We start from the raw sequence: 26,489 nt of genomic DNA, 5'->3' as shown, positions 1-26,489 counted from the left end.
GATGGATGTCGGGCTGGTCCAGCAGGTCATTGCGGCGCTGCCGGTTCCGGTTCTGGCCGTCGATGCCGAGGCGCGGGTCTTTGCCGCGAACCGGGCCGCGACCGGGCTTCTGGGCGACCGCCTGACCGACCGGCCCTTCGTCACCGTGCTGCGCCATCCGACCATCGTGCAGGCGGTCGATACATTGCTTGACTCCAGAGCAGCCGCGCCGTCTGACGGGGCGCAGGACGGTGCGCCGGGCAGGGCGGAAGCCGGCGGCTATCGCAGTCGTGTGGTGATCTCGGCCCGGGGGCGCGACCTGCCGGCGGAAATCACCGTCTCGGCCCTGCCGATGCAGAACGGTCCGGCGGTGCTGGTGGTGATCGAGGACAGTTCGGGCATCGAGGAGGCGGTGCAGCTGCGCCGCGATTTCGTCGCCAATGTCAGCCATGAATTGCGCACGCCCCTGACCGCGATGATCGGCTTCATCGAGACCCTGCGCGGCCCGGCCCGCGACGATCCGGCGGCGCGCGATCGTTTCCTGTCGATCATGGAGACCGAGGCGGCGCGGATGAACCGGCTGGTGCTGGACCTGCTTTCGCTCAGCCGGGTGGAATCCGAGGAACGCCGCCGCCCCTCCGAAAGGCTCGATCTGGGCCGGCTGGTGCGCGCGGTGGCCGAAACGCTGTCGCAGACGGCCCATGCGCAGGGCGTGACCATCAGGGTCGAGGGCGCCGATGGCCCGGTGCCGGTCGAGGGCGATGCCGATCAACTGACGCAGGTCTTTCACAATCTCGTGGAGAATGCGGTGAAATATGGCGGCGCCGGCGGCGAGGTGATCCTGCGGATCGCAGCCATCGCCCATGATGCCAGCCTGCGCGGTCCGGCCTGGGCGGTGGCGGTGATCGACCGGGGCGAGGGGATCGACGAACGCCATCTGCCCCGCCTGACCGAGCGTTTCTATCGCGTCGACGACGACCGCTCGCGCCAGAAGGGCGGCACCGGGCTGGGGCTGGCCATCGTCAAGCATATCGTCAGCCGGCATCGCGGCAAGCTGCGCATCGAATCGCAACCGGGCGAGGGGTCCTGCTTTACCGTGATCCTGCCGGTCGGTTCGGGCCGGGGCTGAACTTGCCGCCCGCCCGGCAAGGGTCTATCTGTGGCGCAGCAATCTGGGGACCGAGATGACGCATAACCCGATCCGTCCGTGGCGCGATATCGAAAGGCGCAAGTCGCGCCAGATCATGGTCGGCAATGTGCCGGTCGGCGGCGATGCCCCGATCTCGGTGCAGACCATGACCAATACCGATGGCCACGACGTGCGCGCGACGCTGGATCAGGTGATCCGCGCCGCCGATGCCGGTGCCGATATCGTGCGCATCAGCGCGCCGGATCAGGAGACCACCCGGGCGCTGAAGGAGATCTGCCGCGAAAGCCCGGTTCCCATCGTCGCCGACATCCATTTCCACTACAAGCGCGCCATCGAGGCCGCCGAGGCCGGCGTCGCCTGCCTGCGCATCAATCCCGGCAATATCGGCGATGCCTCGCGCGTGGCCGAGGTGGTGCGTGCGGCCAAGGATCACGGCTGTTCGATCCGCATCGGCGTCAATGCCGGCAGTCTGGAAAAGCACCTGCTGGAAAAATACGGCGAACCCTGCCCGGATGCGATGGTGGACAGCGGGCTCGATCACATCAAGCTGCTGCAGGACCACGATTTCCACGAATTCAAGATCAGCGTGAAGGCCTCGGACGTGTTCCTGTCGGCGGCGGCCTATCAGCAGCTGGCCGATGTCACCGACGCGCCGATCCATCTGGGCATCACCGAGGCCGGGGGCCTGCGCGGCGGCACGGTGAAATCCGCGATCGGGCTTGGCAACCTGCTCTGGGCCGGGATCGGCGATACCATCCGGGTCAGCCTGTCCGCCGATCCGGTCGAGGAGGTCAAGGTCGGCTTCGAGATCCTGAAATCGCTGGGGCTGAGGACGCGGGGCGTGCAGATCATCTCCTGCCCCTCCTGCGCGCGGCAGGGCTTCGATGTGATCAGGACGGTCGAGGCTCTGGAGGCGCGGCTTGAGCATATCAAGACCCCGATGAGCCTCTCGATCATCGGCTGCGTGGTCAACGGGCCGGGCGAGGCGCTGATGACCGATATCGGTTTTACCGGCGGCGGTGCGGGCGCGGGCATGGTCTATCTGGCCGGCAAGCAGGACCACAAGATGACGAACGACCAGATGATCGACCATATCGTCGAGCTGGTCGAGGAACGTGCCGAAAAAATCGAGGCCGCGAAAGCGGCGGAGTAGGGACCGGGGCGCTGCCCCGGACCCCGAGGTATTTTCACACCAAAGAGGGCATCAGCCTTCGCTGGCCTTGCGGGTCGCCTCGATCACCGGGACGATGCCGGTCTGCGGCATCCCGCGCAGCAGCGTATCGCCGATGATGAAGGTGGGCGTGCCGGAAACCTGCAGCGCCTGCGCCAGTTGCGCGTTTTCGCGCAGCACATCGGTCACCGCATCGCCCTGCATGGCCTCGATGATCGCGTCGGTCTGAAAGCCCATCTCCTCCGAGATCGCCTTCAGGCTGTCGACGGTGACATTGCCGCGCATGGTGTAGAAATTGTCATGGACTTTCTTATAGGCCTCGTCGCCCTCGGCCTGCTTGACGGCGATGGCGAAGCGGGCGGCAAGCTCGCTTTCCTGACCGAGGATGGGGAATTCCTTGAAAATGATCCGCAGGTTCTCGTCCTTGGCGACGGTATCCTCGACATGGGGGAAGACCTGTTTGCAGACGCCGCAGCGATAGTCGATGAATTCGACCACGGTCACGTCGCCCTCGGGATTGCCGCCGATCCAGCTATGGCCGTCATTGTAGATCTGATCGGAAAGCTGGGCGATCATGGCGGCGTCGTTCTTGGTTTCCTCGGCCAGGCGGCGCTGTTCGAGGGCGTTCATCGCCTCGATCAGGACTTCGGGATTTTCCATCAGGTAATCGCGCACCGCCGTGCCGAACTGGTCCTTCTCGGTCTCGCTCATGGCGCCGAGATCCAGCGCGAGGGCCGGGGTGGCGGAAAGAAGCAGGGCGGCGATCAGCGTTTTCATCGGGTCATCCTTGTCAGATTTGCGCGCGACACTGGCCCTATTCGGCGGCGATGACAAGCAAAGCCTGCGTGATCGGCTTGACCCGGGGGCGCGCGGGCGGGCATAGGTCAGAAAAAACCGGGCAGAGGCGCAGATGCGGCAGTCGAAACGGGGTCAGGTCGATCCCTTCATCGTCATGGATGTGATGGAAGCCGCGCGCCGGGCCGAGGCGGCGGGGCACCATGTGATCCATATGGAAGTCGGCCAGCCAGCAACGCCGGCGCCCGCCCTGGCGCGCGCGGCATTGCAGGCGCGGCTGGATCAGCCGCTGGGTTACACCGTGGCGCTTGGCCTGCCGGAGCTGCGCGCCGGCATCGCCGGGCTTTATCGCCGCTGGTACGGTGTCGATCTGGACCCGGCGCGGGTGGTGGTGACGCCGGGCTCCTCGGGGGCGTTCATGCTGGCCTTTTCGGCCTTGTTCGACGCCGGCGAGCGCGTGGCCCTGGGCGAGCCGGGCTATCCCAGCTATCGCCAGATCATGCGCGCCATGTCGCTGGAGCCGGTGGGCATCCAGACCGCGCCCGAAAACCGCTATCAGCCCCGGCCCGAGGAAATTCCGCGTGACGTGGCCGGGTTGATGCTGGCCTCGCCCGGCAATCCTTCCGGCACCATGCTGGGGTTGGAGGATTATCGCCGGCTGCTGGGGCGGGCGGCGGAACTGGGCGTCGCCGTGATCTCGGACGAGATCTATCACGGGCTGAGCTATGGCGGGCGCTGCCATTCGGCGCTGGAGGTCAGCGACGATGTCTATGTGATCAACTCGTTTTCGAAATATTTCTCGATGACCGGCTGGCGGGTCGGCTGGATGGTGGTGCCCGAGGATCATATCCGCACCATCGAGCGGATCGCCCAGAACATGTTCATCTGCCCGCCCCATGCCAGCCAGGTCGCGGCCTTGGCGGCGCTGGACGGCGTCGATGAATGCGAGGCGAATCTGACGACCTATGCCGAAAACCGCCGGCTGCTGCTGGAGGCGCTGCCGAAGATCGGGTTCGACCGCATCGCGCCGCCGGACGGGGCCTTCTATATCTATGCCGATGTGTCGGCGCTGACCGATGACAGCCTGGCCTTCGCCGCCGAGATTCTGGAGCGGGCCGGGGTCGCGGTCACGCCGGGGTTGGATTTCGACCCGAAGCGCGGGGCGCGAACACTGCGTTTCTCCTATGCCCGCAGCACCGAGGATATTGCCGATGGCATCGCCCGGCTGACCCGTTTCATGGGCGCGCGCTGATGCACTGGCTGGCGCTGATCCTGTCGCTGCTCTGGCCGCTGGCTGTGCTGGCGCAGGAGGGGGTGCCGGGGCTCGATCTCGCGCAATCCTCGGTCACGCAGGAAGATGGGGATCTGCTGATCTCGCTGCGTTTCGCGGCACCCGTGCCCTATCGCCCGATGCTGGTGACGGGGCCGAAGCGGCTGGTGATCGACGTGAAAAGCGCGGGCGATGCCCAAGGCGAGTTGGCCGGGATTCAGGGTGCGGATCTGTTCGAGGGGCTGCGCGCCGGGCCGCTCAAGCCGGGCTGGTCGCGGCTGGTATTCGAATTGCGCGGCCCTTACGCGATCGACAGCGCGGTCATGAAGACCACGGGCGGCGGCGGGGTGCTGGACATGCGCCTGAAGCCGGTCGCGGCCGAGGAATTTCTGGGTGCCGCCAATGCCATGTCGGCGCTCTGGGACCTGCCGCAGCCGACCACGCCGGTGGTCGATCCCTCGCGGCCGCGTCCCTTGCGCGTGGCCATCGACCCGGGCCATGGCGGCATCGATTCCGGTGCTGTCGATCAGGGGCTGCGCGAGGCCGATCTGATGCTGGATTTCGCCCGCGAGCTGACCGAAAAGCTGATCCGTGCCGGCTTCGAGGTGGTGCTGACCCGCCGCCATGACGATTTCGTCGGGCTGGAGGCGCGCATGACCGAGGCGCGGGCCTCGAAGGCGGATCTGCTGATCTCGCTTCATGCCGATGCGCTGCCCGAGGGGCAGGCGGCGGGGGCGGCGATCTTCACCTGGAACAGCGAGGCCGACGACCGCGCCTCGCGGCAACTGGCCTCGCGCCATGACCGGGCCGATCTGGTGGCGGGGCTGGATCTGGCCGGGACAGACGACCAGATTGCAGCGACGCTGATGGACATGGCGCGGGCCGATACGCATCCGCGCTCGCAGGCGTTGGCGCAGCATATGTCGGCCTCGCTGGCACAGGCCGGGCTGGCCTTGCGCCGCAGGCCGGTCAAGGGGGCGGCCTTCAGCGTGCTGAAATCGCCCGATATCCCTTCGGTCCTGCTGGAACTGGGTTTCCTGACCGATCCGGGCGACCGCGCCAATCTGATCGACCCGGCATGGCGCGCGCGCATGGCCACCGCCGTTGCGGCTGCCGTGAGTGCCTGGTCGGAAGACGACGCCGCCCGCGCGACGCTGCGGCGTCACTAGTTCGTGCCGGCACTGGCAATTATCCGCCCCTCGGCTATACCAGTCACCCAAGCTTGTTTTGACGCGTCCGCCGGCAAAGTCTAAGAAGCCACAACAATCGCAAGAGGCAGTACTGCGTGGTCCGGTTCATACTTTCCTTCTTCGGCTCCATCTTCTCGTTCGTTGTGACCGGGGCGATCTTTGCCATGCTGATCCTCGGCGGCGTGTTCTGGACCTTCTCGCGCGACCTGCCCAGCCATGAGCAACTGTCCCAATACGCACCCAAGACCATCAGCCGGGTCTATTCCGGCGAGGGCGAGTTGATCGACGAATTCGCCCAGGAGCGCCGCATCTTCGTGCCGGGCGAGGAAATTCCCGATCTGGTGAAGCAGGCCTTCGTCTCGGCCGAAGACAAGAATTTCTACGTCCATCACGGCTTCGACCCGCGCGGCATTGCCGCCGCCTTCTATCAGGCGGTGGCTTCGCGCGGCTCGAATGTGCGTGGCGCCTCGACCATCACCCAGCAGGTGATGAAGAACTTCCTGCTGTCGTCGGATCGCAGCGTCGAACGCAAGGTGAAGGAACTGATTCTGGCCACGCGGCTGGAACAGTCGCTGAGCAAGGACCAGATCCTCGAACTCTATCTGAACGAGATCTTCCTCGGCCAGAACAGCTATGGCGTGGCCGCCGCCGCGCAGACCTATTTCAACAAGACCCTTTCGCAACTGGCCCCGCATGAGGCCGCGACCCTGGCCTCGATGCCGCAGGCGCCCAGCCATTTTCATCCGGTCCGGGCCAAGGAGGACCTGACCAACCGGCGCAATTACGTGCTGCGCGAGATGTGGCAGAACGGCTATATCGACGAGGCGACCTATCGCGCCGAGGCGGCGCTGCCGCTGCGCTCGGTCCAGAATGGCGATTTCCCGGCCTTCTCGGAAAAGCTGCCGCCGCGCGACTATTTCACCGACGAGATCCGCCGCCAGCTTTCCGAGGAGTTCGGCGAGGATGAGTTCTTCGGCGGCGGTCTGACCATTCGCGCCACGGTGGAACCGGACATGCAGCGCCTTGCCGCCGACGCCCTGCGCGAGGCGCTTGAGGATTATGACCGAGGCCGCGGCATCTGGCACGGTGTGATCGCCAATATCCCGGCTGAAAGCCTCGCTGACGAGGCCGCCTGGCGCGGTGCGCTGTTCGACATCAAGGAAGCCCCGCGCGACATTCCGGGCTGGATGCCGGCGGTGGTTCTGGCCGTCGAGGGCGGCGACGCCCGCATCGGCATCGAAGGGATCGAGGAAGACGCCGATGGTCACTGGATCCCGGCCAAGGACGCGCAATGGGCAAGGCCGCGCCTTGCCGATGGCAAGCTGGGCGGCAAGGCCGGCGGGGCCGGCGATCTGGTCAAGACCGGCGATGTCGTCATGGTCCGCGCCATGACCAATGACGGCGATGGCAGCTTCATCCGCTGGACCCTGCGCCAGGTGCCGGAAATCGAGGGCGGTTTCATGGCCATGGACGTCAATACCGGCCGCGTCATCGCCATGCAGGGCGGCTTTTCCTATCAGTCCTCGGTCTTCAACCGGGCGACGCAGGCGATGCGCCAGCCGGGGTCGAGCTTCAAGCCCTTCGTCTATGCGGCGGCGCTGGATAACGGCTATACCCCCTCGACCATCGTCGTCGACGAGGAGATCGCCATCAACACGCCCGCCGGGTTGTGGCGGCCGAAGAACTCCTCGAACCGGACCTATGGGCCGACGCCGCTGCGTACCGGGATCGAGATGTCGCGCAACCTGATGACCATCCGCGTGGCCCAGGATATCGGCATGGATCTGGTCGCCAAATATGCCGAGCGTTTCGGCGTCTATGACGACGGCCAGATGCGGCCCTTCCTGGCCAACTCGCTTGGCGCGCAGGAAACCACGCTTTACCGCATGGTCGCCGCCTATGCGATGTTCGCCAATGGCGGCGAGCGGGTGGAGCCGACACTGGTTGACCGGGTGCAGGACCGTCGCGGCCGCACCATCTATCGCCACGATCAGCGCGATTGCGTCGGCTGTTCGCAGAATGCCTTGCCCGCCGGCACTTCACCCGAGATCGACACCAATCGAGAGCGGGTGATGGATGCGATCACCGCCTATCAGATCACCTCGATGATGGAAGGCGTGGTCAAGCGCGGTTCCGGCAAGGGTGTGAACCTGCCGGTGCCGGTCGCCGGCAAGACCGGCACCACCAATGACGCCAAGGATGTCTGGTTCGTGGGCTTTACCTCGAACATCGTTGCCGGCTGCTATCTGGGTTATGACCAGCCGCGCACGCTTGGCAGCAATGCTTTCGGCGGGACGCTCTGCGTGCCGGTGTTCAATGCCTTCATGCGTCAGGCGGTCAAGGAATATGGCGGCACGCAGTTCCGGGTGCCCGAGGGCGGTTATTTCGTGAAGATCGACCGTTTCACCGGGGCGCGTCTGTCCGCCGACGCGACCGGCGACAATGTGATTTCGGAATTCTTCCGCGAAGGCACCGACCGCAATACCGGCATGGATTACATCGATGGCGGCTTCGAGGCGAAGATCATGCCCGGCGTCGACGGTCTGCCGCTGACCTTGAAGGAACTGCCCAAGGCGGGCGAGGGGACCTATGGCACCAAGGCCATCACCACCTCGACCGGGCAGCAGAAGGTGATCCCGCGCAAGGCCGATTTCGGCACCATCTCCTCGGGCGGGCTGTATTGACCGGCCCATCCGGCACCCGGCCGCCCTTGTGAGGGCGGCGGTCTCGGGTTATTTCAGCCTCCACCCGATCTGGAAGGACAAGCCATGCGCGCCGAAACCGTCGCCACCATCGAAGCGATCCGCAAATCCCTGCGGCTGCTGGCGCAGCGCATGGACTGGGAGACCGCGCCGCATCGGCTGGAGGAGCTGAACGCCATGATCGAGGATGGCGATCTGTGGAACGATCCGGCCCGGGCGCAGAAGCTGATGCGCGACCGTCAGGCGCTGTCGGATGCGGTCGAGGGCTATCGGCGGCTGTCGGGCGATCTGGAAGCCAATGCCGAAATGGTCGAACTGGCCGAGGCCGAGGGCGACGCGGAACTGGTCGCCGAGTCCGAGGCGAACCTGAAAGCCCTGGCCGAGGAAGCCGCCCAGAAAGAGCTTGAGGCGCTGCTGAACGGCGAGGCGGATGGCAACGACACCTTCCTTGAAATCAATGCCGGGGCGGGCGGCACCGAAAGCTGCGACTGGGCCTCGATGCTGGCGCGGATGTATGTGCGTTGGGCCGAGAAGAAGGGCTATGAGGTTGAACTCATTTCCGAATCCGCGGGCGACGAGGCCGGGATTCGCTCGGCCGCCTACAAGATCAGCGGGCATAACGCCTATGGCTGGCTGAAGTCGGAATCGGGGGTGCACCGGCTGGTGCGTATCTCTCCCTATGACAGCGCGGCGCGGCGGCATACCTCGTTCAGCTCGGTCTGGGTCTATCCGGTGGTGGACGACAATATCGAGATCAACGTGCCGGACAACGATATCCGCATCGACACCTATCGTTCGTCAGGGGCGGGCGGGCAGCATGTCAACACCACGGATTCGGCGGTGCGGATCACCCACTTGCCGACCGGGATCGTGGTCACAAGCTCGATGAAGTCGCAGCACCAGAACCGTGACGCGGCAATGAATGCTTTGAAAGCAAGGCTTTACCAGCTTGAACTCGACAAGCGGAATGCCGAGATCAACGCCCAGCACGACGCCAAGGGCGATGCCGGCTGGGGCAACCAGATCCGGTCCTATGTGCTCCATCCCTATCAGATGGTGAAGGACCTGCGCACCTCGCACGAGACCTCGGACACGCAGGGGGTGCTGGATGGCGACCTCGATGCGTTCATGGCGGCGACGCTGGCGCTGGATGTCTCGGGCAAGAGCCGGGCCGAGGCGACTGCCGAGGATTGAGGCCGCAAAAACGGCGTCATCTTCGGGTGCATATCCTGTCCATATGCTGTGCATATGGCGTCGGCACGCGCTGACGAGGGCCGCGCCATCGTCGCCCGCCGCCAAGACGCATATCGCAACGGCACCGTTCCGCTTGGCTTGAGCGTCATGCCCCGCGGTCCAGCCGCTCGCCCCGACGCTCCTGCTGGGCGGGGCTGAACTTCTCCAGCCAGGCGGTGTAATCGCGCCGGCTGTTGGCGATATGGAGCGCGAGGGCATCGCGGAAGGCGGCGCTTTCCTGCCGGCGCAGCAGGTCGAGCAGCTTTTCGTGGAAGGCCAGCGAGCGTTCGATCACGCTGACCACTTCCAGCCCGCGATTGCGCAGGGCGTCTATCTTCAGCGACAGGGGCGCATAGGCCTCGACGATCATGGCATTGTCCGAGCCGGCGACGATGGCCTTGTGGAAGTCGGAATCGAGTTGCCGATAGGCGCGGTAATCCTTGGCCGCAACTGCCGCCTGCATCTGTCCGACGACGGATGTCATCTTGGCCAGCGTCTCCTCGAACCGGCGTTCGAACAGCCGCTCGGCCGAGCCGAGCTCCAGCAGAAGTCGCAGGTCGAAGATATCGGTCAGTTCCTTTTCATCGGGCAGGAAGACCACGGTCCCGCTTTTCGGCGCGATCTGGACAAGGCCGCTGCGGCGCAATTCCTGCAGCGCCTCGCGCACCGGGGTTTTCGACACGCCGAGGCTTTCCGACAGGCGCAACTCGGACAGTTGCGAGCCGAGTTCGATCGTGCCCTGGATGATCGCCTCGCGGATATCGTTCAGCACGGTCTCGGTCAGCGACTGGGGGCGTTTGATGCGATGAATGGGCAAGGCGAACTCGTTTCAAATGGTAGATCTGTCACCGGCAATGATAGGCCGGCACGGCAAAATTGACAACTGATATCTGATATGCTAGATGCCAGTTGTGAGGACCGGGGAGCTTTGTCCGCTGCCCGGCACGAGGGAGGAGACGAGGACATGGCAAGAATTCGAATGAGCCGCCGGGTGCTGATGCTGAGTGCTGCGGTTTTCGCGGCGCTGCCGGCAATGGCGCAGGATATCACGCTGACCTTCGCCAACTGGGCCACGGCAGAGGCCACGACGCGCGACGGCATGGAGCAGGTCATCGCCCGCTTCGAGGAGGCGAATCCGGGCATCAGGATCGACAGCCAGGCCATCGCCTTCCCGGAAATCGGGCGCCAGATGGTGCTGCGCATCCGTTCGGGCAATCCGCCGGACGTGGCCCAGATCGCCGGCAACGACACTTTCCTTCTGGCCGCCTCGGGCGGGTTGCAGGCGCTCGACGATTACGCGGGCGAGACGCTGGCCACGCTCAAGCCCGGCTCCTACGCGCCGTTCCAGACCGAGAAGGGGCTGGTTGCGATGCCCTGGAACCAGGCGCCGGCGGGCTTCTGGTTCAGCCGCGATATTCTGAAGGGCGCGGGACTTGACCCCGACAATCCGCCGGCCACCATCGAGGACCTGAACGCCGCCATGGCCAAGGTCAAGGAGGCCTATCCCGATATCATCGTGTTGGGCATGGACACGACCAACCGGGCCTTCTCGCTGCAATCGAACTGGCCCTGGATGCGGGCCTTCGGGGCGCTGCCCATCGGCGAGGGCGCGACCGGCGCGGATACGCCCGAGATGAAGGCCTATCTCGGCTGGATGCGAATGCTGGCGCAGGAAGGCTATATCGATCCGGGCCGCAAGATCGGAGAGTTCCGGCCCCTGATCGCGCAGGGGCAGGTGGCTTTCCTGTGGGATCAGGTGCTGGTGCAGGGCGTCATCCAGAATGCCAGCGGCATCGACGACGCCACCTTCAATGCGCAATTCGGCGTGGCCCCCATGCCCGCCGGCGCCTTGGGCAGCGGCTACAGCTTCGAGGGCGGGCATCAGCTGGTGATGTTCGACAAGAGCGCGCAGAAGGACGCGGCCTGGAAATTCATCAACTATCTGGCGACGGATGAGGCGGCGGCGAAGCTTTACACCGTCGATACCAACCGCTCGATCCCGCCGGCGGCCAGTTTCGCCGACCCGGAGCTTGCGGCATCGCTGGATACGCCGGTGATCGAGGCCTTCTCGACCAGCATCATCCCGACGATCACGCCCGAGCCCTTCGGCCCCGACTTCGCCACCGCCGCCACGGCGATCATGGCCGGCGTGCAGGAGGCGGTGACCAGCGACCGCCCGATCGACGACATCGCCGCCGATATCCAGAGCCAGCTGGACCGCTGATGAGGCCGGGCGCTGCGAAAAAGGCGCATCTCTCCCGCCCCATGCGGGGGAGGGCGCCGCTTCTCGACGGCATGGTGGTGCCGACGCTGATCGTGCTGGCGCTGATCATCGGCTATCCGGTGGTCTCGACGCTGATGCTGTCGGTCCAGCAATACGACCTTATCAACGATGCCGCACCGAGCTATGTGGGGATGCGGAATTTCAGCGATATCGCCTCGGACCAGATCTTCTGGACGGCGGTGAAGAACACGCTGATCTATACCTTCGGGACGGTCTTTGTCGCGGCCTTTCTGGGCGCGGCCATGGCGCTGATGCTGGAGAACCTGAACGGGCCCTTCGGCAATGCCGCGCGCGCCATCGTGGTCTCGCCCTGGGCGGTGCCTTTCGTCGTCGTGGCCTTCCTGTTCCGCTTCATCTACATGCAGAAGGGCGGGGTCCTGAACGCGGTGCTGATGCATCTGGGGATCATCGAGGCCCCGATCCCCTGGCTGAACGATTCCGATCTGGCGCTGCCGGCGATCATCGTCGCCAATATCTGGACGACGACGCCGTTCTTTTTCCTGCTGGTGGCCTCGTCGCTGTCGGGCATTCCCGATGCGGTGCTGGAAAGCGCGCGTGTCGACCGCGCCGGCACCTGGGCCACGCTTTACCACATCAAGCTGCCCTATATGCGCAACCCGCTGGTGATCGGCTCATTGCTGATGATCATCGCCAATTTCAACGATTTCGCCAAGGTCTGGGTGATGACCCAGGGCGGGCCCGGTTTTTCGACCACGACGCTTGTCGTCTATGTCTATCGCATGGCCTTCGAGAATTTCCGCCTCGGCTATGCCTCGGCGCTCGGGGTGATCTGGCTGATCCTTCTGCTGGTGACGGCGGCGCTTTACTTCCGGCTGCTGAGGGGGCGCGACTGATGACCGATGCAGGCAGGCAGGGCTTTCGCCACCGCCAGAGCGCCGGGCGCAGGATCGGGCGCGGGCTGCAATTCGCCGGGCTTGGCTTTGCGCTTCTGTGGACGCTGGCGCCGCTTTACTGGATGGTGGCAACTTCGCTGAAAACCGAGTTGGAGGCGACGCAGCTCGATCCGACGCTGTTTCCGCATTCCATCACCTTGCAGAATTATACCGGGCTGGCCGGCGGCTCTCTGCCTTTCATGCAGTTCTTCGTGAACTCGGTGCTGACCTGCCTTGTCGCCGCCATTGTCGCCGTGGTCATCGCCATCCCGGCGGCCTATGCGCTGTCGCGGGCGAAGTTCCGGGCGGCCTCGCAGGTGGGCTATCTGATCCTGATCGTGCGCATGTTCCCGATGGTCGTGCTGCTGGCGCCGCTTTACCTGATCCTGCTGACGACCGGGCTTCTGGATACGCATTTCGGGCTGATCGTCGGCTATACGACCTTCGGGCTGCCCTTCGCGGTCTGGATGATCAAGGGCTTCATCGACGCGGTTCCCATCGAGATCGAGGAGGCCGCCCGTGTCGACGGCTATCCGCGCTGGCAGATCCTGCTGCGCATCGTCGTGCCGCTGATCTATCCCGGGCTGATCACCACCGGCATCTTCGTGCTGATGGAGGCCTGGAACAACCTGATCTATCCGCTGACCTTCATCACCACGCTGGACAAGCAGACCCTGCCGGCGGCGCTGCAACTGACCTTTACCGGGCAGTTCAAGACCGATTGGGGCGGGATGATGGCGGCCTCGGTGGTCACGACCCTGCCGCTGATGATCGCCTTCTTCACGGTGCAGCGCTCGATGGTGCGCGGGCTGACCGCCGGATCGGTGACCGGGACATGAGCGGGGCCGTGGACAGCCCAGCCGTCGCCATCGTGACCGGGGCCGGGCGCGGCATCGGGCGCGCCGTGGCCGCGCGTTTCGCCCGCCACGGTTATCGCACGCTTTTGACCGATATTGACGCCAGGGAGTTGGAGGTGGCGGCGAGGGCGCTTGCCGACGAGGGGCTCGATATCGCGACCCATGCCGAGGAACTGTCCGATCCCGCCGCCCCGAAGCGGATCGTCGATGCAGCGCGCAATCGCTGGGGCCAGATCGACGCCCTGGTCAATAACGCGGCTTTCCATGGCAGCCGGCAATCGGTGCTGAACACGCCGATGGCGGAATGGGAGCAGGTGTTCCGGGTCAATGTCTTCGCCGCTGCCGCGCTGTCGCGCCAGGCGGCGATGGTCATGGCACGGCAGGGCGGCGGGGCAATCGTCAATATCGGCTCGGTCCAGTTCGATCTGCCGGCGCTGTCCTATGCCGCTTACGTCTCCAGCAAGGGCGCGGTGGTGGCCATGACGCGGGCGCTTGCGGCAGAGCTTGGCAATCTGAATATCCGCGTCAATGGCGTGGCCCCCGGCGTCATCGCCTCGGAAGCCTATCGCGACAGTCTTGAGCGTCTTGCCGGCAGCGATGCACCGCCGCTGGCCTCGCTTCTGGGCCGTGCCGGCACGCCAGAGGAGGTCGCAAACGCGGTCCTGTTTCTGGCCGGGAAGGATGCCTCTTTCATCACCGGCGCCATGCTGGCGGTCGATGGCGGGCGCGCCCATAGCCGCCGCCATGACCCGTTTCAGGCCGAATTCGAACACGATCTCTCTCAGGAAGACCAAGATGGCTGATATTCGCGTGGCAGGTGTCGAAAAGGATTACGGCGCCCTGACCGTCCTTCACGATTGCAATCTGGAGATCCGGGATAACGAGTTCATCGTCCTCGTCGGCCCGTCCGGGTCGGGCAAGACCACGCTTCTGCGCCTGATCGCGGGGCTGGAGCCGATCTCGCGCGGGGACATGTATTTTGACGAGACCCGGGTCAACGATCTGGACGTATCGGATCGCGACATTGCCATGGTGTTCCAGAATTACGGTCTTTATCCGCATATGTCGGTGTTCGAGAACATGGCCTTCAGCCTGCGCCGCCGGGGTCTGGACAGGCAGCAGATCGACGCCAAGGTGCGCAACGCCGCCGAGTTGCTGAACCTGTCGGATTACCTGCAACGGCGGCCAAAGCAGTTGTCCGGCGGTCAGCGTCAGCGCGTGGCGCTTGGCCGGGCCATGGTGCGCGACCCTGAAGTCTTCCTGCTGGACGAGCCGCTGTCCAATCTCGACGCCCAGCTTCGGGTGCAGATGCGCCATGAGATCCTGCGCGTGCATCAGCGGGTGAAGGCGACGGCGGTCTATGTCACCCATGACCAGGTCGAGGCGATGACCATGGGCGACCGGATCGTGGTCATGCATCAGGGCCGCATCCAGCAGGTCGGCACCCCGGAAGAACTGTACGACCAGCCCTGCAACCGCTTCGTCGCCTCGTTCATCGGCACCCCGGCGATGGGTTTCGTCGCCGCCCGACGCGCCGGCGAGGGCGGCTTGGGCACCGCGACCGGCGAGGTCGCGATCAGCGCCGCGCAGGCTCAACGGATCGGGGCGCGCGGCAATCTCACCATCGGCATCCGCCCCGAACATATCACCCTGGGCGAGGTCGCCGGACAGGCGCAGCTTTCCGCCACGGTCGAGATGGTCGAGATGCTGGGGGCCGAGCAATATGTTCATTGCCGCCTCGGCCCCGATGAAATGCTGACCGCGCGGATGCCCCGCACCGCCGGCCTGCGTCCCGATCAGAAGGTCACGCTGTCCATCGACATGGATGCCGTGCATCTGTTCGATGCCGAGACCGAGGCGGCGTTGTGAGCATGGCCCGCATCACCGCCATCGAGGCCTTTCCGGTGCCGCCGCGCTGGATCTTCATCCGCGTCACCGACGAGGATGGCAATTGCGGCTGGGGGGAGCCGATCCTGCCCAAGCGCCGCGACGCCATCCTTGGCGCGATCACCGATTTCTCGCGCCGGCTGATCGGGCAGGATGCCAGCCGGATCGAGGATATCTTCCAGCAGATGCGCAAGGGTGCCTTCTTCCGCCGTGGCCCGGTCCTCTGTTCCGCCGCCGCCGGGATCGAGATCGCGCTCTGGGACCTGAAAGCGCGGCGGGCCGGGTTGCCGATCCATGATTTCCTTGGCGGCAGGGTGCGCGACCGCATCCGCTCCTATTGCTGGATCGGCGGCGACAGGCCCGCCGATGTGGTCGCCCATGCGGGCGAACGGATCACAGCCGGATTTTCCGCCGTCAAGATGAACGCGACCACATCGGTGCCCATGCTTGGCTATCACGCCCAGATCGACGCGCTTGTCGAGCGCATGGGCCTGTTGCGCGACGCTTACGGGACGGGCCTCGATATCGCGCTCGATCTGCATGGCCGGGTGCCGCGCACGGCGCTGAAAGAACTGATCCGCGAGGTCGAGCCCTTCCGCCCGATGTGGCTTGAAGAAGCATGGCTGCCCGAGGCCGAGGATACCCAATCCATGCTGGCCAGCCTGTCGCCCCATATCCCCATCGCCACCGGCGAGCGGCTGCTGGACCGCTGGGACTTCAAGCGCCTGCTCGACCGGGGCGGGGTCGATATCGTCCAGCCCGATGTCTCGATCACCGGCCTGTTCGAGCTGGAAAAGATCGCCCGTCTGGCGGAAGTCCACGATGTCGCCGTCGCCCCGCATTGTCCGAACGGCCCGGTCTCGCTGGCGGCCTCGCTTCAGGTCGGCTTCTGTTGCGCCAATGTCGCGATTCAGGAACAGAGCCTCGGGCTGCATTACAATCAGGGTTACGATGGGCTGCCGGCGGCGGATCTGCTGGACTATCTGGACGACCCGGCGCCCTTGACCACGCGGGCCGGCGCGTTTGAATGGCTTGGTGGCCCGGGCCTCGGGATCGGGTTGAATGCAGGCGGCATCAACGCGGCCCGCGACGAGTCGCGGATGCCCGACAATGACTGGCGCCATCCAGATGGGAGCTTTGCCGAATGGTGAACAGGATGACAATTGCCGCGCCCCGGATCGAGATCGGCCCGGTCGCACCGGTCCACCTGCGCAAGCTGGAGGCCTTCGCCTTTCGCGAGGATGTCAGGACGCCGGTGGCCCTGTCCTTCGGGATCATGCGGCAACGCTCGGCGGTGTTCGTGCGGCTGGAAGATGCCGATGGGGCGTTCGGCTGGGGCGAGATCTTCGCCAACTGGCCCGCCGCCGGGGCCGAGCATCGCTGCCGGCTGGTGGTCGAGGATATTGCCGATATTTTCCTTGGCAATAGCTTCGCGCACCCCTCTGATCTGTTTCATCTGCTGGAAGCGCGGACCGAGATCCGGGCCCTGCAATGCGGCGAATGGGGGCCGTTCCGGCAGGCGATCGCCGGGCTCGATATCGCGCTGTGGGACCTGTTCGCGCGCCGGGCGGGGCAACCGCTTGCCAGCTTCCTGAACCCGCAATCGCCGGCCCATGTCCCGGCCTATGCGAGCGGCATCCATCCCGATGCCGCGCCCGCCGAGATCGAGAAGGCACGCGCGCAGGGTTTTGCGCAGTTCAAGGTCAAGACCGGCTTTGGCCGGCCGGACGAGGCCGGGCGCATCGCCGAACTGGCCGGAGGGCTGCAAACCGGAGAGCGGCTTTGCGTCGATGCCAATCAGGGCTGGGACGAGGTGCAGGCTGCGGCCTTTCTGCGCGAGACCGAGGCGCTGAACCTCGCCTGGGTGGAAGAACCGATCATCGCCACCGCGCCCGAAGCCCGCTGGCAGCGCCTGTCCCGTGTCAGCGCGACGCCGCTCGCGGGGGGCGAGAACATCGCCGGTCATCCCGATTTCGAACGGGCGCAGGCGGCGGGCTATCTGTCGGTGCTGCAACCCGATGTCGCCAAATGGGGCGGCATCACCGGATGCCATGGCGTCGCCCGCCGCGCCATCGGGGCGGGGCGAAGCTATTGCCCGCATTACCTTGGCGGCGGCATCGGCCTTGCCGCTTCGGCGCATCTCCTGGCGGCGGCGGGCGGGCCGGGCCTGCTGGAGGTCGATGTCAATCCGAACCGCCTGCGACAGGCCTTCGGCGACCTGCCCGGCGCCATGTCGCCCCGTGGCTGGGACATCCGGGCTGAACCCGGCCTCGGCATCGAGGCATTGCCCGAGGAACTGGACCGATACCGGACCTGCCACAGCCAATCCGCCGCCTGAGTGCCGCGACCTGAGAAGAGGGACAGATCATGGCCGCCCCCGACGACCAAAGCGAAACGCTCTATGCCAACCCGTTCCGTCGCCGCCTGTCCGAAGGCCGGCCCCTGATCGGGGCCTGGGCGATGCTGAATTCGACCGCCGCCATCGAGGGGCTGTCCTGGGCCGGTTTCGACTGGCTTCTGATCGACGGCGAGCATTCCCCGGTCGAGCTTGGCGACGTGCTGTCGCATCTGCGCGCCATGGAAGCCTCGCCCACGGTGGCGATCACCCGGATCGCGGATAACGACCCGGTGCTGTTCAAGCGCCATCTCGATATCGGCGCGCGCACCATCATGGTGCCGATGATCCAGTCAGCGGGGGAAGCGGCTTCGGCGGTGCAGGCCATGCGCTATCCCGGTGCCGGTCAGCGTGGATTCGCCGCCATGCATCGCGCCAGCCGCTATGGCCATATCCGCGACTATGTGCAGCGCGCAGGCGAGGGGCTGTTCCTGATCGGTCAGGTGGAAACGCCGGCGGCGCTGTCGCAGGTCTCCGAGATCGCAGCGGTCGAGGGCATGGATGCGGTTTTCTTCGGGCCGGGCGATCTGTCGGCCCATATGGGCAAGCTGGGCCATCCCGCCGATCCCGAGATCAGCGAGGCCATCGTCCGGGGGGCAAGACAGGTCCAGGCCGCAGGCAAGTTCGCCGGCGCATTGGCGGCAAGCGCCGATCAGGCGCGGTTGTTCCTGTCGGCGGGGCTCGATTTCGTCTCGGTCGGCAGCGATTGCGGGTTGCTGTTCAGCGGCGCCGACCGGCTGGCGCAGGAGTTTCTGGCACAGGCAAGGCGACGGTAAGCCTGTCTGCGAGGCACCTGTCGCAGCGTGCTTTCACGATGCCGCATCGCCATTTTCAGGGATTTGGCTTGAAATTCGGGCGGCATTTGGCTTCACTCGTATAGACCGCATGTTCAGGAATGACTGCGATGTTGGTGAGTAGTGAAGACTGTTTGACGATCCTGCGCTGCCCGCTCAGTGGCGAGGCACTGGTTCGGGACGGGTCCGACCGGCTGCGGACGGCCTCGGGGCGGGTCTATCCGGTGCTGCGCGGCAAGCCGGTTCTGGTCGATTTCAGCGACTCGGTCCTGTCCGAGGAGGCGGTGATGGCCACGAAGGCCCATAGCCAGATCGCCCGCAAGAATTACAACGGGTTGACGGCGCGGATCAAACGGCTGGTCTCGCCCGAGAAGAAGGCGACGGCGCGAAACGTGGCCCGGCTGATCGCCGATCTTGAGGCGCTTGGCCGGCCGGCGCGGCTGCTGGTGATCGGCGGCGGCAGCGTCGGGCAGGGCATGGCCCCGATCTATGACCATCCCGGGATCGAGATCTACGCCTTCGACATCTACGACACCCCGAATGTGCAGTTCATCGCCGACGGCCATCACCTGCCGCTGCCCGATGACCTGTTCGACGCGGTGATCATTCAGGCGGTGCTGGAACATGTGCTGCAACCGGCGCAGGTCGTGGCCGAGATCTGGCGGGTGCTGCGCCCCGGCGGGCTGGTCTATGCCGAGACCCCCTTCATGCAGCAGGTCCATGAAGGGCCTTACGATTTCACCCGTTTCACCGAAAGCGGGCATCGCTATCTGTTCCGGAATTTCGACGTGCTGGCCTCGGGGGCGAGCGGGGGGCCGGGCGTGCAGTTCATGTGGTCGGTCGATTATCTGGCGCGCAGCGTCTTTCGGTCGCGCAAGGCCGGCAAGGCGGCGAAGCTGGCATTTTTCTGGACCCAGTATCTCGACCGGATTATCCCACCCGATTACGCGCAGGATGCGGCCAGCGGCGTCTTCTTCTATGGTCGCAAGGCCGATACGCCGATCTCGCCGCGCGATATCGTCGCCTATTATCAGGGGGCGCAGTAATCCGGCTTTGACTTCGCCGGCGCATGGCGATAGGTCAGCGGATCGGCTGTTCTGGTTGCGCCGCGTCGAGGCGGCGTGTGGAGGCAGGATCGGGCCGTCAAACCCGGCCCGAGCGGCCATCCAGGCAGAAACATGACCCATGAACTTATCGCCGCGCCTTTGGCTGCGGCACTGGCCGAACGAGGCTATGATACCCTGACCGCCGTGCAGCAGGCGATGCTGACCCCCGAGGCGCCCGGCCGCGACCTGCTGGTCTCGGCCCAGACCGGCTCTGGCAAGACCGTGGCTTTCGGCATCGCCGCCGCCTCGGACGTGCTGAACGCGGATGGCACGCTGCCGCAGGGCAATGCGCCCTTGGCGCTTGTCGTGGCACCGACGCGCGAGCTGGCGCTTCAGGTCGCGGTGGAACTGCGCTGGCTTTATGCCGGCACCGGCGCCCAGATCGCGACCTGCGTCGGCGGCATGGATTACCGGACCGAGCGTCGCGCGCTTGCCCGCGCCCCGGCCATCGTCGTAGGCACCCCGGGCCGGCTGCGCGATCATATCGAGCGCGGGGCGCTCGATCTGGCGGAACTGCGCGTCGCGGTGCTGGACGAGGCCGACGAGATGCTCGATCTGGGTTTCCGCGAGGATCTGGAATTCATCCTTCAGGCCGCGCCCGAAAGCCGCCGCACGCTGATGTTCTCGGCCACGGTGCCGCCGGCGATCGAGAAGCTGGCCCGCGATTTCCAGCGCGACGCGCTGCGGCTGGCCACCCAGGGCGAGTCGCGCCAGCATGGCGACATCACCTATCGCGCGCTGTCGGTGGCCGCCCGCGACCGCGAGAACGCGATCCTGAACCTGCTGCGCTTCTACGAGGCGCGCACCGCCATCGTCTTCTGCAAGACCCGGGCCGAGGTGAATCACCTGCTGGCCCGCATGGGCAATCGCGGCTTCCGGGTCGTGGCGCTGTCGGGCGAACTCTCGCAGCAGGAACGCACCCATGCCCTGCAGGCGTTGCGCGACGGGCGCGCGCAGGTCTGCATCGCCACCGATGTCGCCGCGCGCGGCATCGACCTGCCGGGGCTGGAACTGGTCATCCATGCCGATCTGCCGACCAATCCCGAAACCCTTCTGCACCGCTCGGGCCGGACCGGGCGGGCGGGGGCGAAGGGGGTCTCGGCGCTGATCGTGCCGCCGTCTTCGTTCAAGAAGGCGCAGCGGCTGTTGCAGGGGGCCAAGGTCGTCGCCGAATGGGGCAAGCCGCCCTCGGCCGAGGAGGTCGGCGCCCGCGACGATCAGCGGATGCTGGAGCATCCGGCGCTGTCGGCTGAGCTTGAGGATATGGGGATCGTGCGCGAGTTGCTGGCCCGCGTCGGGCCCGAGCAGGTGGCGGCGGCCTTTGTCCAGCTGTGGCGCGACGGTCGCCCGGCGCCCGAGGAGTTGAGCGAGAGCGTGGCGCCTTCCGATGCCGCGCCGCGCCCGCCGCGCGAATTCGGACCGGCGGTCTGGTTCACGCTGTCGGTCGGCCATAGCGGCCGGGCCGAGGCGCGCTGGCTGCTGCCCAAGATCTGCGAGGCCGGCGGCATCACCCGCGACGCCATCGGCGCGATCCGGGTGCGCGAGCACGAGACCTTCGTGCAGATCGCGACCGGCTCGGCCCCGAAATTCGGCGAGGCGACGGAGCTGGAACCGGGCCTGACGATGCGCCGGCTGGACGGCGAGCCGTCGCTGGAACGCGGGCCGGCTGCCCCCCGTCCGGCGCGTCCGGCTCGGGCCCCGCGCAAGGGCAAGGGCGGTCCTGCCGGCAAGCCTGCGGTTGGTCGCGAGGTTGAGGAACGCGCCGCCCCGCCGACTTCGCCTTCCCCCAAGGCTGCTGCGGCACCAAGGAAGCCTGCGGGACGCAAGGCGGAAAGGAAAGCCGAGGCCTGGTCGCCCGTGGATTCGGGCGAGGTGACGGAAGCACCGCCGAAAAAGCCACGCTGGAAGAAGGACAAGACCAAGTCGGGGAACGCCGCGAAGCCGGCAGGCTGGGCGAAGGGAAAGAAGCCGAAGGCGGCGGATCGTGCGAAAACCGCGAAAGGTGGCAGCGCGCCGCCGCGTCGGCCCAAAGCTGCGCGGTGATCTCTTTCAGTGATGACGCCGGGATCGGGCGCCTTGTGCGATCATCCCGGGTCGGGGTTGGAGGGCGAGGAAGAACGGATGGCGAGAATGCGGAGTTTGACCGTGCAGCCTGTGGATAGCCTTGGCCGGTGGCAGCCATGAGCGGCGCTCAGCATATTGTCGTGATGGGCGTCTCGGGTGCCGGCAAATCGACCACGGGCGAGGCGCTTGCCCGCCATCTTGGCTGGCCCTTCATCGAGGGCGATGCCTTCCACCCCGCCGCCAATGTCGAGAAGATGCATGGCGGCATTCCGCTGAACGACGCGGATCGCGACCCCTGGCTTCATGCGCTGGCACAGGAACTGGGCCGGTTCGAGGCGCAAGGACAAAGCTCGGTCATGGGCTGTTCCTCGCTGAAGCGCGCCTATCGAGACATCCTGCGCGGCGGCGCGCCACGGGTGCGCTTCCTGATGGTGCATGGCTCGCGCGAGGTGCTGGTGGCGCGTCTGGCCGGTCGGCAGGGGCATTTCTTTGCCCCCGAACTGCTGGATTCGCAACTGGCGGCGCTGGAGCCGTTGCAGCCCGACGAAGACGGCAAGATCATCGACATGAGCCTGTCCATCGAGGATCAGGTGGCGCAAGCGCTGCGGCTCCTCGATCTGCAATAGGCCGCTGCCGGGCCGCCCCCCGCGGCCCGGCAGGCCTCACCCCGCCGTTTCGCCGCAAAGATGCACATCCGTGCCCCAGTCGCGGCAAAGCCCTGCCAATGGCGCGGGCAGGGGAAGGTCGGTGAAGAAGGCGTCGATCTCGGACAGGCTGGCGATGCGGGCCGGGGCCGAACGCCGGAACTTCGAGTGATCGCTGACCAGAAAGCTGCGCCGCGCCTGCCGCAGGATGGCCCGGCTGACGCGGACCTCGGCCAGATCGTAATCCAGCAGGTCCCCGTCCAGATCCAGCGCCGAGCTGCCGATGATGGCGTAATCGACCTTGAACTGTTCGATGAACTGCGTGGCCAGATCGCCCACCAGCCCGCCATCCGAGCGCCGCAGCGCACCGCCCGCCACCATGATCTCGCAGCCCGGATTGGCGGCGAGGATATTGGCGACATTCATGTTATTGGTGATGACGGTGATATTGGCGTGATGGATCAGCGCCTGCGCCACGGCTTCGGTGGTGGTACCGAGATTCAGGATCAGGCTGGAATTGTCCGGGATCATGGCCGCGCAGGCGGCACCGATGGCGGCCTTGGCATCGGCGTTCAGCCGCCGCCGGGCCTCGTAACCCAGATTGACCATGCCCATGCGCGGCACCGCGCCGCCATGCACGCGTTCGACCAGCCCAGCCTCGGCCAACTCTCCCAGATCGCGGCGGATGGTCTGCAGGGTGACATCGAACCGCTGCGCCAGGGCATCGACGCCGACCCGGCCCTCGGCCCGGGCCAGTTCCAGGATTTCGGATTGGCGGATGCTCAGCGTCATGACGGGGACCTGCCGGGCGTTGAAAAGCGGAAAGGATGTTGCATTACGTTCCTTTTAGCAGATAACGAATATAAACGAAAATACCTGATGAGCGATTCCGTGAAGACCCATCACAAGGACAGCCTGCCGCAACCGGCATCTTCCGCGCCGGTCGATCTGTTCGTCATCGGCGGCGGGGTGAACGGGTGCGGCATTGCCCGCGACGCCGCCGGGCGCGGGCTGTCGGTGGTGCTGGCCGAGCAGGGCGATCTGGCGCAGGGAACCTCGTCGGCCTCGACCAAGCTGTTTCATGGCGGGCTGCGCTATCTCGAATATTTCGAGTTCCGGCTGGTCCGCGAGGCGCTGCACGAACGCGAGACGCTGCTGCGCGCCATGCCCCATATCAGCTGGCCGATGCGTTTCGTGCTGCCCTATGCGCCGGATATGCGCTTCGACAGCGATACGCCGACCTCGCGGATCCTGTCCTTCGTCATGCCCTGGATGCGCGGGCGGCGGCCGGCCTGGCTGATCCGGCTGGGGCTGTTTCTTTACGACCGTCTGGGGGGGCGCAGGATCCTGCCGGGGACCGCGCGGCTGGATCTTACGAGCGATCCTGCCGGCAGGCCGCTGAAACCTGGCTTCCGGCTGGCTTACGAATATTCCGATTGCTGGGTGCAGGATTCGCGGCTGGTGGTGCTGAACGCCCGCGATGCCGAGGCGCGGGGCGCGCGCATCCTGACCCGGACCCGCGTCACCCATGCCGAGCGGCAGGGCGAGTTCTGGCAGATCACATGCGAAGGACCGGACGGCCCCCGGATCTGGCAGGCCCGCGCGCTTGTCAATGCCGGCGGTCCCTGGGTCGAGGATGTGATCCGCAATGTCGCCCATATCCCCTCGACCGAGGGGGTGCGGCTGGTGCGCGGCAGTCATATCGTGGTGCCGAAGCTTTACGATCACGACCGCTGCTATTTCTTTCAGGGCAGCGACGGGCGGATCGTTTTCGCCCTCCCCTATGAGCAGGATTTCACCCTGATCGGCACCACCGACAAGGACCATCACGGCGCGCCGGGCGAAGTCCACTGCACCGAGGAGGAGCGCGATTATCTGTGCGCCTTCGCCAGTCAGTATTTCGCCGCGCCGGTGACGCCCGATCAGGTTGTCTGGACCTATTCCGGGGTGCGGCCGCTTTACGACGACGGGGCGAAATCGGCCACGGCGGCAACGCGGGATTACGTGCTCAGCCTGCACGACGAGGGCGCGCCGCTGCTCAATGTCTTCGGCGGCAAGATCACCACCTATCGGCGGCTGGCGGAAAGCGCGCTGGCAAAGCTTGCGCCCTTCTTTCCGCAGATGGGCGGGCCATGGACGGCGGGCGTGGCCCTGCCGGGCGGCGATTTTCCGGTCGATGGGGTGCCGGCGCTGAAGGCAAGGCTGGTCGCGGCCTATCCCTTCCTTCCCCCGAAACTTGCCACCCGGCTGCTGCGGGCCTACGGGACCGAGGCCTTCGCGCTTCTCGGGCAGGCGACCACGATGGCCGATCTGGGCCGCGATTTCGGTGCCGGGCTGACCGAGGCCGAAATCCGCTGGCTGATCCGCCACGAATATGCCCGCAGCGCGCAGGACATCCTGTGGCGGCGCAGCCGGATGGGGCTGCATCTGAGCGCCGATCAGGTCCGGGCACTTGAGGACTTCCTGGCCGAAGATTTGCCCGAAATCGCCGGCACAGGTTAAGAAGGGGCAGGCGGGCCCCGCCGCGCCCGATCCCGAAACGCCCAGACGAGAGAGTTGCCATGACCCATATCCTCGCCATCGACCAGGGCACGACCTCGTCCCGCGCGATCCTGTTCGATGCGGGTCTGCGCCCCGTCGCCACGGCGCAGGCCGAGTTCACCCAGCATTTCCCGCAATCGGGCTGGGTCGAGCATGTGCCGGCGGATCTGTGGACCACGGTTGCCGGCACCGCGCGCGCGGTGATCGAGAAGGCGGGGATCGCGGCGGCCTCCATCGCCGCCATCGGGATTACCAATCAGCGCGAGACCACGCTGCTCTGGGACCGCGCCACCGGCCAGCCCTTGGCCAATGCGATTGTCTGGCAGGACCGCCGCACCGCCCCGATCTGCGCCGATCTGAAGGCGCAGGGGCACGAGGCGATGATCACGGCCCGCACCGGGCTGCTCTTGGACCCCTATTTCTCGGCCACCAAGCTGAAATGGCTGCTCGACAGCATCCCCGGCGCGCGGGGTCGTGCGGCGAAGGGGGAACTGGCCTTCGGCACGGTGGACAGCTGGCTGATCTGGAACCTGACCGGCGGCAAGTCCCATGTCACCGACGCGACCAATGCCGCACGGACCATGCTTTACAATATCGCCGAGAACCGCTGGGACGCGGACATCCTTGCGCTGCTGGACATTCCGGCTTCGCTTCTGCCCGAGGTGCGCGATTGCGCCGATGATTTCGGCAGCACCCGCGCCGATCTGTTCGGGCGCGAGATCCCGATCCTCGGCGTGGCCGGCGACCAGCAGGCGGCGACGATGGGGCAGGCCTGTTTCCGGCCCGGGATGATGAAATCGACCTATGGCACCGGCTGTTTCGCGCTGCTGAATACCGGCGAGAGCATGGTGCCCTCGACCAACCGGCTGCTGACGACCATCGCCTATCGGCTGGACGGGCGGACGACCTATGCGCTGGAAGGCTCGATCTTCATCGCCGGCGCGGTGGTGCAATGGCTGCGCGACGGGTTGAAGATCATCCGCGCGGCGGGGGAAACGCAGGGGCTGGCAGAGGCCGCCGATCCGGGTCAGGATCTGGTATTGGTGCCGGCCTTCACCGGCCTTGGCGCGCCCTATTGGCAGCCGGAAAGCCGGGGCGCGGTTTACGGGCTGACGCGCAATTCCGGCCCGGCGGAGCTGGCCCGCGCGGCGCTGGAAAGCGTCGGCTTCCAGACCCGCGACCTGCTGGAAGCCATGCGCGCCGACTGGGCGACCGAGGTCGGGGGCGTGTTGCGCGTCGATGGCGGCATGGCGGCCTCGGACTGGGCGATGCAGTTCCTGTCGGATATCCTCGGCGCGCCTGTGGATCGTCCGGTGGTGACCGAGACCACGGCGCTTGGCGCGGCCTGGCTGGCCGGGATGCGCGCCGAGATCTGTCCGGGGCCGGAGGGTTTCGGCGAAAGCTGGGCGCTGGAGCGCCGCTTTGCCCCCACGATGGGCGAAGAGGTCCGGGCGGCGAAATACGCGCGCTGGCAAAGGGCGGTGCAGGCGACGATCTCGGTCACCTGATCGAGCAGGCGGAACCGGGCGCCGCC

At 66.2% G+C, this 26,489-nt stretch carries 22 protein-coding genes; 19 read left to right on the top strand and 3 right to left on the bottom strand.

The genetic code is table 11. The features are described from left to right. The first annotated feature begins 1 nt into the window (after window position 1). On the top strand, window positions 2-1,108 hold the full coding sequence (locus Q0330_RS05345) for an ATP-binding protein (protein WP_299475561.1): 1,107 nt from the start codon (window positions 2-4) through the stop codon (window positions 1,106-1,108). Window positions 1,109-1,163: 55 nt separating this feature from the next. After that, a complete protein-coding gene (ispG, locus tag Q0330_RS05340; RefSeq protein ID WP_299475558.1) occupies window positions 1,164-2,282 on the top strand; it encodes a flavodoxin-dependent (E)-4-hydroxy-3-methylbut-2-enyl-diphosphate synthase in 1,119 nt (372 codons plus the stop codon). 51 nt (window positions 2,283-2,333) lie between these two features. Here ispG and Q0330_RS05335 read toward each other — a convergent pair whose 3' ends face one another. Beyond that, complete coding sequence (locus tag Q0330_RS05335) at window positions 2,334-3,077, bottom strand: DsbA family protein (protein WP_299475555.1); 744 nt, start codon at window positions 3,075-3,077, stop codon at window positions 2,334-2,336. Between the two features lie 133 nt (window positions 3,078-3,210). Here Q0330_RS05335 and Q0330_RS05330 point away from each other — a divergent pair, with 133 nt between their 5' ends. From Q0330_RS05330 to prfB, 4 genes are all read left to right on the top strand, one after another. Beyond that, window positions 3,211-4,347: an aminotransferase class I/II-fold pyridoxal phosphate-dependent enzyme gene (locus Q0330_RS05330; RefSeq protein WP_299475552.1), complete on the top strand. Its 1,137-nt coding sequence runs from the start codon at window positions 3,211-3,213 to the stop codon at window positions 4,345-4,347. Then, complete coding sequence (locus Q0330_RS05325) at window positions 4,347-5,534, top strand: N-acetylmuramoyl-L-alanine amidase (protein ID WP_299475549.1); 1,188 nt, start codon at window positions 4,347-4,349, stop codon at window positions 5,532-5,534. The genes Q0330_RS05330 and Q0330_RS05325 overlap by 1 nt, the downstream gene beginning before the upstream one ends. Before the next feature lie 116 nt (window positions 5,535-5,650). Then, the gene (locus Q0330_RS05320) at window positions 5,651-8,239 is read left to right on the top strand and encodes a PBP1A family penicillin-binding protein (protein ID WP_299475546.1); all 2,589 of its coding nucleotides are present in this window, start codon (window positions 5,651-5,653) and stop codon (window positions 8,237-8,239) included. Between the two features lie 84 nt (window positions 8,240-8,323). Then, window positions 8,324-9,451, top strand: coding sequence for a peptide chain release factor 2 (gene prfB / locus Q0330_RS05315; RefSeq protein ID WP_299475543.1), 1,128 nt, complete (start codon window positions 8,324-8,326; stop codon window positions 9,449-9,451). 145 nt (window positions 9,452-9,596) lie between these two features. Here the strand turns inward: prfB and Q0330_RS05310 are convergent, their stop codons facing one another. Continuing rightward, entirely contained in the window at window positions 9,597-10,307 is a 711-nt protein-coding gene (locus Q0330_RS05310) for a GntR family transcriptional regulator (RefSeq protein WP_299475540.1), read from the bottom strand. A 147-nt stretch (window positions 10,308-10,454) separates the two neighbouring features. Here Q0330_RS05310 and Q0330_RS05305 point away from each other — a divergent pair, with 147 nt between their 5' ends. The 11 genes from Q0330_RS05305 to Q0330_RS05255 all read left to right on the top strand — a co-directional run bounded on the left by Q0330_RS05305 (window position 10,455) and on the right by Q0330_RS05255 (window position 22,396). Then, a complete protein-coding gene (locus tag Q0330_RS05305) occupies window positions 10,455-11,714 on the top strand; it encodes an extracellular solute-binding protein (protein WP_299475537.1) in 1,260 nt (419 codons plus the stop codon). Between the two features lie 41 nt (window positions 11,715-11,755). After that, window positions 11,756-12,628, top strand: a complete 873-nt coding sequence (locus Q0330_RS05300) for a sugar ABC transporter permease (RefSeq protein ID WP_299475534.1) — start codon at window positions 11,756-11,758, stop codon at window positions 12,626-12,628. Beyond that, the gene (locus tag Q0330_RS05295) at window positions 12,628-13,506 is read left to right on the top strand and encodes a carbohydrate ABC transporter permease (RefSeq protein ID WP_299475530.1); all 879 of its coding nucleotides are present in this window, start codon (window positions 12,628-12,630) and stop codon (window positions 13,504-13,506) included. The genes Q0330_RS05300 and Q0330_RS05295 overlap by 1 nt, the downstream gene beginning before the upstream one ends. Next, window positions 13,503-14,327 carry an SDR family oxidoreductase gene (locus tag Q0330_RS05290; RefSeq protein ID WP_299475527.1) on the top strand — a complete coding sequence of 275 codons (825 nt, stop codon included), beginning with the start codon at window positions 13,503-13,505 and terminating at the stop codon, window positions 14,325-14,327. Before Q0330_RS05295 ends, Q0330_RS05290 begins: the two co-directional genes overlap by 4 nt. After that, window positions 14,320-15,393 (top strand): ABC transporter ATP-binding protein, encoded by a 1,074-nt coding sequence (locus Q0330_RS05285; RefSeq protein WP_299475524.1) that lies wholly within the window; start codon window positions 14,320-14,322, stop codon window positions 15,391-15,393. Before Q0330_RS05290 ends, Q0330_RS05285 begins: the two co-directional genes overlap by 8 nt. A gap of 2 nt (window positions 15,394-15,395) precedes the next feature. Then, window positions 15,396-16,562, top strand: a complete 1,167-nt coding sequence (gene dgoD / locus Q0330_RS05280) for a galactonate dehydratase (RefSeq protein ID WP_299475521.1) — start codon at window positions 15,396-15,398, stop codon at window positions 16,560-16,562. A gap of 5 nt (window positions 16,563-16,567) precedes the next feature. Then, window positions 16,568-17,749, top strand: a complete 1,182-nt coding sequence (locus Q0330_RS05275) for a mandelate racemase/muconate lactonizing enzyme family protein (RefSeq protein ID WP_299475518.1) — start codon at window positions 16,568-16,570, stop codon at window positions 17,747-17,749. A 29-nt stretch (window positions 17,750-17,778) separates the two neighbouring features. Then, complete coding sequence (locus tag Q0330_RS05270) at window positions 17,779-18,582, top strand: aldolase/citrate lyase family protein (protein WP_299475516.1); 804 nt, start codon at window positions 17,779-17,781, stop codon at window positions 18,580-18,582. A 128-nt stretch (window positions 18,583-18,710) separates the two neighbouring features. Next, window positions 18,711-19,646 (top strand): class I SAM-dependent methyltransferase, encoded by a 936-nt coding sequence (locus Q0330_RS05265; protein ID WP_299475514.1) that lies wholly within the window; start codon window positions 18,711-18,713, stop codon window positions 19,644-19,646. 132 nt (window positions 19,647-19,778) lie between these two features. Beyond that, complete coding sequence (locus tag Q0330_RS05260; RefSeq protein ID WP_299475511.1) at window positions 19,779-21,749, top strand: DEAD/DEAH box helicase; 1,971 nt, start codon at window positions 19,779-19,781, stop codon at window positions 21,747-21,749. Window positions 21,750-21,886: 137 nt separating this feature from the next. Further along, window positions 21,887-22,396, top strand: coding sequence for a gluconokinase (locus Q0330_RS05255; protein ID WP_299475507.1), 510 nt, complete (start codon window positions 21,887-21,889; stop codon window positions 22,394-22,396). A 36-nt stretch (window positions 22,397-22,432) separates the two neighbouring features. Here Q0330_RS05255 and Q0330_RS05250 read toward each other — a convergent pair whose 3' ends face one another. Beyond that, window positions 22,433-23,206, bottom strand: coding sequence for a DeoR/GlpR family DNA-binding transcription regulator (locus Q0330_RS05250; protein WP_299475504.1), 774 nt, complete (start codon window positions 23,204-23,206; stop codon window positions 22,433-22,435). An 87-nt stretch (window positions 23,207-23,293) separates the two neighbouring features. Between Q0330_RS05250 and glpD the strand changes: the two genes are divergently transcribed. Next, window positions 23,294-24,916: a glycerol-3-phosphate dehydrogenase gene (glpD, locus tag Q0330_RS05245; protein WP_299475501.1), complete on the top strand. Its 1,623-nt coding sequence runs from the start codon at window positions 23,294-23,296 to the stop codon at window positions 24,914-24,916. A gap of 59 nt (window positions 24,917-24,975) precedes the next feature. Next, window positions 24,976-26,463: a glycerol kinase GlpK gene (gene glpK / locus Q0330_RS05240; RefSeq protein ID WP_299475498.1), complete on the top strand. Its 1,488-nt coding sequence runs from the start codon at window positions 24,976-24,978 to the stop codon at window positions 26,461-26,463. Window positions 26,464-26,489: the final 26 nt, after the last annotated feature.

The organism is uncultured Paracoccus sp., from assembly GCF_937873615.1.
Taxonomy (GTDB): Bacteria; Pseudomonadota; Alphaproteobacteria; order Rhodobacterales; family Rhodobacteraceae; genus Paracoccus.
Note: the sequence above shows the minus strand (reverse complement) of the source record. Positions and strands in the feature narration are given on the sequence as shown.